Source organism: Mariniflexile sp. AS56, assembly GCF_030552475.1.
Taxonomy (GTDB): domain Bacteria; phylum Bacteroidota; class Bacteroidia; order Flavobacteriales; family Flavobacteriaceae; genus Mariniflexile.
Genome location: NZ_JAUPED010000012.1, coordinates 22,415 through 35,128, shown reverse-complemented (window position 1 = coordinate 35,128; position 12,714 = coordinate 22,415). Strand labels below are relative to the sequence as shown.

9 protein-coding genes are annotated in these 12,714 nt (G+C 33.5%); 5 read left to right on the top strand and 4 right to left on the bottom strand.

Going from position 1 to position 12,714, the window contains the following annotated elements; translation table 11 throughout:
* The first annotated feature begins 325 nt into the window (after positions 1-325).
* From Q5N74_RS14370 to Q5N74_RS14355, 4 genes are all read left to right on the top strand, one after another.
* A complete protein-coding gene (locus tag Q5N74_RS14370; RefSeq protein WP_304389608.1) occupies positions 326-2,281 on the top strand; it encodes a PKD domain-containing protein in 1,956 nt (651 codons plus the stop codon).
* 29 nt (positions 2,282-2,310) lie between these two features.
* On the top strand, positions 2,311-4,899 hold the full coding sequence (locus tag Q5N74_RS14365) for a CHAT domain-containing protein (RefSeq protein WP_304389606.1): 2,589 nt from the start codon (positions 2,311-2,313) through the stop codon (positions 4,897-4,899).
* On the top strand, positions 4,865-5,308 hold the full coding sequence (locus Q5N74_RS14360; RefSeq protein ID WP_304389604.1) for a TIGR02281 family clan AA aspartic protease: 444 nt from the start codon (positions 4,865-4,867) through the stop codon (positions 5,306-5,308). Before Q5N74_RS14365 ends, Q5N74_RS14360 begins: the two co-directional genes overlap by 35 nt.
* A gap of 62 nt (positions 5,309-5,370) precedes the next feature.
* The gene (locus Q5N74_RS14355; RefSeq protein WP_304389603.1) at positions 5,371-6,000 is read left to right on the top strand and encodes a response regulator transcription factor; all 630 of its coding nucleotides are present in this window, start codon (positions 5,371-5,373) and stop codon (positions 5,998-6,000) included.
* Between the two features lie 649 nt (positions 6,001-6,649).
* Here Q5N74_RS14355 and odhB read toward each other — a convergent pair.
* Together odhB and Q5N74_RS14345 are read right to left on the bottom strand one after the other, a co-directional pair.
* Complete coding sequence (odhB, locus tag Q5N74_RS14350; protein WP_304389602.1) at positions 6,650-7,861, bottom strand: 2-oxoglutarate dehydrogenase complex dihydrolipoyllysine-residue succinyltransferase; 1,212 nt, start codon at positions 7,859-7,861, stop codon at positions 6,650-6,652.
* Positions 7,862-7,913: 52 nt separating this feature from the next.
* Entirely contained in the window at positions 7,914-10,655 is a 2,742-nt protein-coding gene (locus Q5N74_RS14345; RefSeq protein ID WP_304389601.1) for a 2-oxoglutarate dehydrogenase E1 component, read from the bottom strand.
* A gap of 155 nt (positions 10,656-10,810) precedes the next feature.
* Here Q5N74_RS14345 and Q5N74_RS14340 point away from each other — a divergent pair, with 155 nt between their 5' ends.
* Positions 10,811-11,341, top strand: coding sequence for an alpha-ketoglutarate decarboxylase (locus Q5N74_RS14340; RefSeq protein WP_304389599.1), 531 nt, complete (start codon positions 10,811-10,813; stop codon positions 11,339-11,341).
* A 19-nt stretch (positions 11,342-11,360) separates the two neighbouring features.
* Here Q5N74_RS14340 and Q5N74_RS14335 read toward each other — a convergent pair whose 3' ends face one another.
* Entirely contained in the window at positions 11,361-11,711 is a 351-nt protein-coding gene (locus Q5N74_RS14335; protein ID WP_304389598.1) for a hypothetical protein, read from the bottom strand.
* Positions 11,711-12,685: a polyprenyl synthetase family protein gene (locus Q5N74_RS14330; RefSeq protein ID WP_304389596.1), complete on the bottom strand. Its 975-nt coding sequence runs from the start codon at positions 12,683-12,685 to the stop codon at positions 11,711-11,713. The genes Q5N74_RS14335 and Q5N74_RS14330 overlap by 1 nt, the downstream gene beginning before the upstream one ends.
* Positions 12,686-12,714: the final 29 nt, after the last annotated feature.

The following is a 12,714-nucleotide window of genomic DNA, read 5'->3' as shown; positions in this document are numbered from 1 at the left end:
TATTAACCTGCTTTTTTAATCCCAGAGACACCACGTTTCTGGGATTTTTTTTTACTCCTCACCCATTTATACCAAATACCTAATTTTTTTATTCCTAAAAAAGGGTAACAAAAACCTTACGTTATTGATATAATAGTATACAGAACATATCATGAAAAAATTTGTTTTTATATTCATTATAGTTTGCATCATTTTATTTGTAATTGGTGCTAATATTTTTGTAATACTATCTAACTTACAACCATCATAAAAATAGATACTTATTAAAAACGGGGACTTAAATGTCACTTTTTGTATATTTAAAACCTATTCAAACCTCATAATCATGAACAAGCGGTTTTCTTTCTTCTGTTTAATTTTATTGACTATTAACAGCTATGCCCAAAAGCCTATTGAAAACGATACGCTCACCCGCATTGCAAACATTAAAAATATCACTCAAGGCAATACCGTTTTATTCACACCCGAAACACCAACTTTAAATCAAATTGCAGGAGCTCCCAAAGCCTTTTATACCCATTACTGGGAATTTGGCGATGGCCACTACAGTACGGAAGAACAACCAAAACACAGTTATAAAAAAACTGGTGAATACGACGTACGTTTATGGGCTACTAACAATTATGATACTGGAAAACCACCAACAACCCGACCTAAAAAAATTGCAATAAACAACATAACAACTCAGGATAATGACATTGCAAGTATGGACGAAGACTTCACATTAAAACGCAACCGCGAACCGGTTCCAGATGAAGAAATGGTGGTTATAGTAAGTTACAAAAACCAAAAAAACTATACTACAAACGGAAAATTGTATCTTTTTTACAACGAACACCAATACAAAGCCAATAATTTTGAATTAACAGACACACGAACGTATTACAACGAAAAAAACACTTCGGAAGCTGGTTTTGCTTTCACCCATAACATAGAGAATGATGGCACTTATTTAGCAACGTCCAATAACGACTTTATAGAAGCGCGTACCTTTCAGCAAGATTCTACCGAAAAAAATAATTTGCCCTTAACCGTTATAAACTCGAAAGCCTTTTACAAAAACTGGAGCCTTTTAGAGTTCGATAATATGAAACCTCAAGAAGAACGCAATGTCTTTTTTAGTTTAAAAACAACTCCCGAGATGCTTAAGGATACCAGCGCCATCATTTCTGTGCGAGGTGTGTATGTGCCAGATGCTAATTACGATAACCATAAGGTTAAGGACATGGAAATGGAAATTGTAACCTCGCACGATCCCAATAAAATGTCATCAAACGGTACTTTTATGAATTATAGGTTCGTTCGTTTTAAAACATTAAAATATAAAATCAAGTTTCAAAATAACGGTGAAGGGCCCGCACGCACCATTCGTTTGGAAACTGATATTCCTGAAATGTTGGATAAATCGACTCTAAAAGTTTTAGATATGTATCCCAAATGTGATATCTGCCCTAAAAAAGAAGTTTTATATAGTTGTTTAGACACGACGTTTACAGACACTCAGGCGATATTCACCTTTAAAAACATTTACCTTCCCGGAAGCGAACAAAAAAACGTAATGGAATACGATTCTACCAAAGGCTTTGTAAAATACAGTATCAAGTTTGCTAAAGATTTTCATAAGAAAAAAACAAAAAGTAGAACCGCTATTATTTTTGATAAAAACGACCCTATTATTACCAACTATTCCACCACGCGGTTTCTTCCAGGAATTTCTATTGGCGCAAAGGTTGGGGTAAATTCCTTTTCAGATTTAAACAATTCCGAAAGCTACTTTTTTGGAGCTACTCTATCTCCTTACAAATCCTATCGCTTGTATTGGCAAGTAGAGTTGATGAATAATTTTCATAAGTACGATGCTTCAACACAAGTAAGCGAAGAATTTATTCAAGATGCGCAAGGGTTTCGGTTTTTACAGCGCACCACTACCAGAAATTCTTTTGAAAATATTGATTGGGATGTGCCTGTTCTAATACGCTACAATCTTAATAATTTTTTTGGTTTAGGCGCTGGTTTACAAAACACGATTTCGTTAAGTGAAGAACAAGAACAAGCGGTATTAGTAGAACAATATGAAGGAGATTCAAGCGATTTCCCACCATTTAGCAGCAAAGAAAGTTCAAGCTCTGAAACCAATTCATTCACTAATTTAAGAACTGGCTTACTCTTTGAAGCTACAGCAGGTTTCGCTAGAATAGGCCCCAGTTTAGGTGCGCGTTATATTATGAATTTTGAAAATGACTTTAATTATTGGCAGTTTTATGCCATTTGGAAATTCTAAATATAAACTTCGTTTGCCAGTACACACTCATGAAAAACCTATATATCTTCTTCTTTTTAATTTATGGAATCTCTTTTTCTCAAAATTTAGAAGAAGCTATTTATACGGCTGCAGAAACTTTTATTAGTACTAAAAATGATGCAGCATTAAAGCTTTTAAATCAGCAAGAAGCCTCATTTAAAACACATGCAACATCTAAAGATGAACAACTCGCACTCGTTTTTTTACAATGCCACAAGGGCTATTATTTAGACGCCCATTCAAAACTAAAAGAAGCTATTTCCACTTATGAAGATGCCCTGAAACGATTCAATACATATGAGCTTTCAAAACTTTCAGATTTCGACATTATTGAAAATTGCTTAAAACCACTCGGTAATTTATACACCAAAACGGACGATTACACCAATGCTGTAAGCACCATCAATCAATATATATTTTTAGCAGAAAAAAGTAAAAACACCCAACATCAAATTAGTGGCGCTATCAACTTGGCTAAATTATATCAAACTATTAACAAGCATGAAACGGTCTTAAAAATTATTGATGACGCTTTTAAATTCCCTAATATAAAAGGCACCCAGAAAGCACTGCTTCAAAGTATAAAAACAAGCAGCTTGATTGCTTTAAATAATTACGAAGGCGCTTCAATATTAAACAATACTTCAAGAAACTCAGATTTTGAAAAGCATAAAGCTGATTATGTTATAGAATTCCAAAAAGGTAATTATGAAACTGCGCTAACTGCTTTCCAAAAAGCAAAAAAATTACTTCCTAAAAAAAATCTATCAACCAGAGATTGGGCCAAATTTCAAATAGAAGAAGCAAAATTATTTCATTTATTAAATCGGCCAAAGGAAGCTTTAAATAGTTTACAACAAGCTCTCAAAATTTTGCTACCCCATTTTAATGGTATTGGATTACCCAGTAAAAAAGATTTATACTCAGAAAACACGTTTATAGATATATTCGACTTGTATGCAGCCATTCAAAATAATCCTGAAAAAGCTTTAAGAAGCTATAATTTAAGCTTTCATGTTTCTAATTTGTTGCAAGAAAATTGGACTTCACAGGAAACTAAAATTTTCAATGAAACCACTAACCGTATTAGAAGTGAACGCTGTATCGACATCCTTTTTAACAGCTATAAACAAACTAAAAATACAGCGCTTTTATTTGAAGCTTTTCAATATTCAGAAAATAACAAAGCATCTGTTTTAAAGGATATGAACCAGAAGAAAAAACGCCTTCTACAGTTTCCAAATGACAGTTTACTTACTAAAGAATTTCAGCTTTTAAAAACACAAGAATATTATACAGGTTTACTAATAAAAGAACAGCTTGGTAAAAATAAAGCCTCAACTGTTAACCATTTAAGCAAAAAATTAAGCGCCATTAGTCTTCAATTAAAGACAATAAAAACCGCTATTGCCAAAAAGCATCCAGAAAGCACTAAGACAGACACTTTAAAAGATTTTCAAAATAAATTAGAAAAAAACGACGCCGTTTTAGTTGAATATTTCTTCGGAAAAAAGACCATATACCAATTCATTATTTCAGAACAAGACATAACAATTGAAAGCATTCCATTAAGCGAAGAAGTCCAAAAAAACATAGTAAGCTTTATTCATCTATTTGACAATGCCTCCGTTATAAACAATGATATAAAAAACTACACCAATCAAGCCTACGCTATTTTCAAATTACTGAATTTTAACACCCTTTCCTCCCATAAAAACGTTGTCATAATTCCTGACGGCTTATTAAACTTCATTCCGTTTGAAGCTTTACTTACTTCTAAAACGACTTCGACATCCTTTTCAAAAATGCCTTTTGTAATTAGGAGACAAAATATTGTTTATAATTCGAGTGCAAGCTTTTATCTAAACGAAAGTCAAAAATACAAAAACGAAGATCTGCTTGGTTTCTTTCCCGTATTTGAAAACACCAACCAAAAACTAACCTATTCCGTTAACGAAGCACAAGCTATTGAAAAGGAAATGCCATCAACCCTATTTAGGAATGCGAAGGCAACTAAAGAAAACTTCATAAAAAATGCAAGTTCTTATAGTATTTTACACTTATCAACCCATGCCAGTAGTGGTGATGTTGTAAACCCTGCCAACATTTCGTTTTATGACGACACACTATTTTTAAATGAATTATACAGCTTAGATTTAAACCCAAAGTTAGTGGTGCTAAGCGCCTGCGAAACGGGCATTGGCAAACTTTACAAGGGTGAAGGCGCGATGAGTATTGCGAGAGGGTTTCAATATGCTGGTGCAGATAACTTATTGTTTTCACTTTGGCAAATAAATGATTTATCGACCTCACAAATCATGCAATCGTTTTATGAACATTATAATAAATCGGAATCTGCGTATATAGCGAATTACCATTCAAAAATAGAATACCTCGAAAATGAAGCCATTACCAATGTAAAAAAGTCACCTTACTACTGGAGTGCCTTTGTTTATTACGGAAATATGGAAACCGAAAAACCACATAACAGCCTGTTTTATGTTTTTTTTGGCATGGCAATCGTTATTATTTTGGTACTTTTATTTTTGAAATTTAAAAATCATGACCGAAACTCTTCAAGAATTTCTTATAAATAAAGGTTATAATCGTGTTAAGTTACGACTTACCAAAACCAATCATTTTGAAATAAAGGCCACTTTAAATGGTGTTAAAGGACGCTTTATTTTAGATACAGGCGCCTCTAATTCCTGTGTTGGTTTCGAAGCTGTAGAAACGTTTAATCTAAAAGTAAAAGATTCCAATATTTTGGCGGCTGGTGCAGGCGCCATTAATATGGAAACTAAAATGTCTAAAAAAAACAAAGTGCGCATTGGTAAATGGGAAACCAACAAGCTTGTCTTGGTTTTATTTAACCTTACTCATGTAAATACGGCGCTTATAAACCATAAATCAAAACCAGTTGATGGCATTATTGGGGCCGATATTTTAAAAAAATCAAATGCGGTTATAGATTATGAGACAAAATACCTTTACTTAAAACCTTAATATCACTATATTTACGCCTTAGGTTAATAGCAACTTAATAGTAATACATAATTCCCTCTTAAATGAACACCTCTATTGTTATAGCAGATGACCATCCTATCATGTTGCGTGGTCTCAGTTCCTTTTTAACCTCAAAAGGTTTTAATATTATAGGAAGTGCTGAAGATGGCAATACGGCCTACAATCTTATTGTAAAATTAAAGCCAGAAATTGCGATTCTAGATATAAGAATGCCTCACAAAACAGGTTTAGAAATTGCCGAAGCCTGTAAAAAAAATAATTTACCAACTAAAATCATCATCATAACCTTCGATAAAGAAGAAGAGTTGTACGATCAAGCCAAAGAATTTAATGTTTACGGCTATATTTTAAAGGAATTTGCTGTTGAAGAAATTGAAACTTGTATTGAGCATGCTTTAAATAACAAACCTTATTTTAGTGAAGAAATAGCTCAGTATTTAAAATACAGCACGAACCACAAACCTGCAGAAATAGAGCTACTTACCAAAACAGAATTGAAAATTGTAAAGCTTATTTCTGAAACAAAAACAAGTAATGATATTGCTCAAGAATTATCTATATCTATTAGAACGGTAGATAAACACAGAAGTAATATTGTAGCTAAATTAAATTTAGATAATAAACCAACCTCATTATCTATTTGGGCTAATAATAACAGGGAGCATTTGTAAAAATACGTAGAAGTGCGTATTTTTTAAATCCCTTATTCACTGTATCTTTACAGTGCTATTAATTAGTTCTTAGGGAGAATTATAGAAGACTTTAAGTGTTTCGCTTAAAGTCTTCTGCATTTATAATAGTTTCATAAAAGTCTTTCAATAACCTAAAAATACGTAGAAGTGCGTATTTTTTAAGACTCTTATTCTGGATACCTTTACAAGGCTATTAATTAGTTCTTAGGGAGAATTATGGAAGGCTTTAAGTGTTATGCTTAAAGTCTTCTGCATTTATAATAGTCCCAATAAAGCCTCTTAAAAACTTAAAATACGTACTACTGCGTATTTTTTATCTGACATACAAACCTTACCTTTACACTGCTATTAATCAATTACTAAGGGGTTACATAAAACACAGACACGCTGCGTTTTATCATGCAGCGTGTCGTATTACTGTTTTTTTGGAAATCCAAAAAAAAAAAAAAAACATGGAGAAGGATAACAGTTATCTGGACAAATATTTTATTGTCGGATTAATTACATTAGTTGTAATTGTAATTGCAATAAATATCTTTTATTGTTTGAGTTAGTTAATCAATTTAAAAAAAAAGTGCTAACACATAAAATTGTGTTAGCACTTTTTTATTTAACAAAAACGAGTTTATTAAAGCTCTAAAGCTCTTCTCACATCGTTGTTCATTAATAACTCTGTAGGGTTTTCTAAAGCTTCTTTTACAGCTACTAAAAACCCAACACTTTCTTTTCCGTCAATAATTCTGTGATCATAAGATAAAGCAACGTACATAATAGGACGAATTTCAACCTTACCATCAATAGCAACTGGTCTCTCTACAATATTATGCATTCCTAAAATTCCACTTTGAGGCGGGTTAATAATTGGCGTAGATAACATACTACCAAAAACACCACCATTTGTAATAGTGAAAGTTCCTCCTGTCATTTCATCAACAGTAATTTGCCCGTCTCTTGCACGAAGTGCTAAACGTTTAACCTCTGCTTCAACACCTCTAAAGCTTAAGTTTTCAGCATTTCTAATTACTGGAACCATTAAACCTTTTGGTCCAGAAACAGCAATACTTATGTCGCAAAAATCATAAGACAACATTTCTTTACCATCCATCATTGAATTCACTGCTGGATACATTTCTAAAGCTCTAACAACTGCTAAAGTGAAGAAACTCATAAACCCTAAACCAACACCATGTTTTGCTTTAAAGGCATCTTTATGTTCGTTACGCAACGCAAAAATAGGCGACATATCAACCTCGTTAAACGTTGTTAACATCGCTGTTGTATTTTTAACCTCTACTAAACGCTCTGCTACTTTTCTGCGCAACATAGACATTTTACTTCTTGAAGTACCACGGCTTCCTCCTGTTGGTGTTCCCATAGATGGTACTGCACTAACAGCATCTTCTTTAGTTACACGTCCATCTTTTCCTGTTCCAGAAATTGATGATGCATCCATATTCTTTTCAGCTAAAATCTTTTTTGCAGCTGGACTTGCTGTTCCTGTTGCATAAGTTTTAGTTTCTGCTACTGCAGGCTTAGGAGCTTCTGCTTTTGGTGCTTCAGCTTTCTTTTCCTCTTTTGGTGCTTCAGCACCTTCAGGTTTTGCTGCACTCGTATCGATTAAACATACCACTGCGCCTACTGCTACAGCATCGCCTTCTTCTGCTTTAAGGGTAATAATACCCGCAGCTTCAGCTGGAAGTTCTAAAGTCGCTTTATCACTATCTACTTCTGCAATGGCTTGATCTTTTTCAACATAATCGCCATCTTGAACTAACCAAGTTGCTATTTCTACTTCTTTTATAGACTCGCCTGGTGAAGGCACTTTCATTTCTAAAATCATTCTTTTTATTTTAATGTTTTTACGAGTTTTTCAACTCAACTAATATGTTTTGTTACACTATATCAAATACGTTGTCGATAACTTTTTGTTGTCGTCTCTTGTCTCTTGTACTAGAACCTGGTGCTGGTACAGAGCTATAAGGTCTCGACATAACTTCTAATTTAATAAAATCTAATCGTTGTACGATATGACTCCACGCACCCATGTTTTTCGGCTCTTCTTGTGCCCAAACATAATTTTTCACATTCGGATACTTTGCAACCACTTCTTTTATCTTCGCTTCATGAAGCGGAAATAATTGCTCTACGCGTACTAAAGCAACATTTGTATTCTCTATTTTTTCACGCTGTGCCAATAAATCGTAATAGAATTTACCCGTACAGAAAACTAATTTAGTTACTTGCTCTGGGTTTATAGTATCATCTATAACTTCTTGGAACTCGCCCGCTGCTAAATCATTTAAAGATGATACTGCTTTTGGGTGACGTAGTAAACTTTTTGGTGTAAAAACAATTAATGGTTTTCTAAAATCCCATTTCATTTGACGGCGCAATAAATGGTAAAAGTTTGCAGGGGTTGTACAGTCGGCAACAATCATATTATCATCTGCACATAATTGCAAATAACGCTCCATTCTTGCTGAAGAGTGTTCAGACCCTTGACCTTCATACCCATGAGGTAATAAGACCACAATACCATTTTGAGATTTCCATTTATCTTCTGCAGCCGATAAATACTGGTCGAAAATAATTTGAGCACCATTACTAAAATCACCAAACTGCGCTTCCCAAATGGTTAGTGTGTTTGGGTTTGCCATGGCATAACCATAATCGAAACCAAGCACACCATATTCTGATAAAAAGGAATTATAAATATCCATTTTACCTTTATTTAACGGGTTTGTGTTTAATAAATTAATACGCTCTTCTGAAATTTCATCACGCAAAATAGCATGACGGTGGCTAAAAGTACCACGCTCTACATCTTGACCAGAAATACGAATATTATAACCTTCTTCAAGTAAGGTTCCGTAAGCTAAAGTTTCAGCCATTCCCCAATCTAATGTATCGGTTTCAAAAACCATAGACGCTCTTCCGTCCAAAATTCGTTCTGCTTTACGAACAAATTTTACGCCTTCTGGAACTGTTGACACCACCTTTGCGATCGCTTCTAAATTACTTTTCGAGTATGATGTGTTTTCGGTTTTAAGAATATCTTCTAGACCTTTACGACTAAAACCTCCCCAACGCTCTATCATAAACTCTCTAACCTTCGACGATTTTTCGTCTTTAGATTTCTCGTAAGCTGCTTCTAAAACATTTTTAAATTCTGCTACAAGACCATCCGTATACGATTGTTCGATCGTTTTTTCAGCAATTAATTTATCTGAATAAATTTGAAATGGATTGCTGTGTTTGGCTATTTCTTTATATAATTTAGGTTGTGTAAAACGAGGCTCATCACCTTCATTATGCCCGTATTTTCTATAACCTAATAAATCGATGTATACATCTTTTTTATAACGCATTCTATATGCCAACGCGAGTTCTACAGCATGTACTACTGCTTCAGCATCATCTGCATTAACATGCAATACTGGAGACAATGTTACTTTAGCAACATCTGTACAATAGGTACTTGAACGTGCATCTAAATAGTTGGTAGTAAAACCAATTTGGTTATTAACTACAATATGAAGCGTTCCTCCTGTTTTATAACCATTAAGTTGGCTCATTTGCGCCACCTCATATACAATACCTTGACCTGCAATAGCCGCATCACCGTGTACTATAATTGGTAAAATTTTAGAGTCATCACCATCATAATCATTATCAATCTTAGCACGTGTAATACCTTCGGCTACCGATGCAACAGTTTCTAAATGTGATGGATTTGGAACCAAATTCATCTTAATAGTTTTACCGTTTTGGTAGGTTTTATCTAGAGTTAAACCTAAATGGTATTTTACATCACCATCAATATCTAAATCCTCAAAATCTTTACCATCAAACTCACTAAAAAGTTCGTGAACTGGTTTTCTAAAAATATTAACGAGAGTACTTAAACGACCACGGTGTGCCATTCCTAAAACGCACTCTTTTACGCCATATTTTTCAGAAGAAATATATAAAGTATTACTTAATGCAGGAATAAGAGATTCTCCACCTTCTAACGAAAATCGTTTTTGACCTACATATTTGGTCTGTAAAAAATTCTCGAAAGTAACCGCTTGGTTTAATTTAGAAAGAATGTATTTCTTAGAATCTTCATTAAAATTAGGCTGGTTGTCATTCACATTTAATTGACCTTGCCACCATGCAATAACTTCGGGGTTACGCAAGTACATATACTCCACCCCAATAGAACTGCAATAAATTTTATCTAAATGAATTAAAATTTCACGTAAAGTCTGAGCACCAATACCTAAAACTTCACCTGCATTAAAAACGGTATCTAAATCGTTTGAGCTCAGTCCGAAATTTTCAATAGCCAATGACGGTTCGTAGGTTCTACGTTCGCGAACAGGATTTGTTTTTGTAAACAAATGCCCTCGCATTCTGTAACCATCAATTAGCTTCACTACCTGGAACTCTTTTTGGAGAGATTCTGGCATTTGTGTTGAAGAACTTTCAACCGTATCCCCTTGTAATTCTGAATTTTCACTACCAAAATCGTAACCTTGAAAAAAGGCTCTCCAACTTGGTTCTACAGAATCTGGGCTTTGTAAATACTGGTCATATAAATCGGCAAAATACGATGTATGTGCTGCGTTTAAAAAGGAAAATTTATCCATTATAATTTTTAATACACTAATTTAAATCAAATTTGCAGCAAAAATACAACTTTTACCAAAAATAGATGTTTCTTTTGTTATATTTATAACTCAATTACAACCGTAATATAGAAAAATTAATTTTATATGTTAATTTTTTAAATATTTCTAATTATATGAATAGATTTTATTTAATCATTAAAATTTACGCCCTATTTTATTTCATTTTTCTTAGTTCCGCAAGTACTTTAAATGCGCAACAAAATGATAATGATTTCTTTAATTCGGTACGTTTTGGAGGAAGCATTGGCCTTAGTTTTGGTAATGGCTTTTTTAGCGGCACGCTTGCCCCCAGCGCTATATATGAATTCAATAACCAAGTTGCTTTAGGTTTTGGACTCAATGGCACGTACAATACACAAAAAGACTTTTATAAATCGACTATTTTAGGAGGTAGCCTTATTGGTTTATTTAGCCCCGTTAATGCGATTCAACTATCCGCAGAATACGAACAACTCCATGTTAATAGACGCTATGAAAGTAACCTGAATTTAGAAAACGACACCTACTGGTCGCCCGCTTTCTTTTTAGGCGCAGGTTTTAGAAATGGAAACGTGACCTTTGGGATGCGATACGATTTATTATACGATGAAAACAAAAGTATTTACGCCAACGCTTTCATCCCTTTTGTACGGTTTTATTTTTAGTAAATAAGACCTTTAAAACTTAAGAATATTTATTTCGAAACCACACTTTTTGCCATTCACGTTGCAGAATTAAGAAAGCAACATCTTCAGATAGTTTTAGGGTATCTTCACCATTTAGTGCTTTTACTTTTTTTTCTGAAACATCAATAATGTAAAGCAGACTTAAATACTCAGTAAATTTATCCTGAATAAGTTTATATACCGTTTCATGAAGCAAAAACTTTAAGCTAGTAGGTAAAATATCTTCATGAAAATCTAAATCGATATTCGCTAATAAAAAATCTTTATTCAATTGAACCACTAAACTTTTATATAAATCTAGTTGATTGGCTTCTTCAACTAAATTTTCGAATGTTGTTGGTAAACTCATTAAACGTTTCTATTCATCAGATTGTTCCCAAAGGTTTCCAATAAAGCTTTTTTATCTTCAGAAATATTAATAGTTTTTAAAACACCAAACGCTTTATTCGTATACTCTTGAATGGCTATTTTAGTAGCATCAGCAGCTCCACTTTGTTCGAAAATGTTTTTTACAATGCTTATTTTTTGTGTAGCTTCGTTTGTTTTGCTGCTAAATAAATGTTCTAATTTATTTTTATTTTCTTCGGAAGAAAACTCCAAAGCTTTTATATACAAATAGGTTTTTTTATTCTCAATAATATCACCTCCCACTTGTTTCCCAAAGGTTTCAGGATCTCCAAAGGCATCTAAATAATCGTCTTGTAATTGAAATGCAATACCTAAATTTCTACCAAATTCATAGATGCTATTTTGATCGTTTTCTGATGCATTCGCCACAATTGCACCCATTTTCATAGCTGCACCCACCAAAACAGCGGTTTTATATTCGATCATTTTTAAATAATCGGGAATGGTCACATCGTTACGTGTTTCAAAATCGACATCATATTGCTGACCTTCACAAACTTCCAAAGCTGTTTTACTAAACAATTTAGCAAGTGCTTGGAAGGTTTTTGGCTCGTAATTTTCAAACAATTGATACGCCATAATCAACATGGCATCACCTGAAAGGATACCTGTGTTGATATTCCATTTTTCATGAACGGTTTCTTGACCTCTTCGCAGCGGTGCATCGTCCATAATATCATCATGTACCAATGAAAAATTATGAAACACCTCAATACTTAAAGCAGCATCGAGTGCTTTTTCAGCATTACTACTAAAAATATCAGCAGTCATTAAAGTTAAAACTGGGCGTAAACGTTTCCCTCCTAAATTTAAAATATACTGTATAGGCTCATAAAGTCCCGCAGGTTCTTTAACAATGGCATATTTTTTTAAATAGTCAACAAAGTCGTTTTGGTATTTTTCTATTGCAAGCATGCCGCAAAAATAAAATAATTACCTGTATT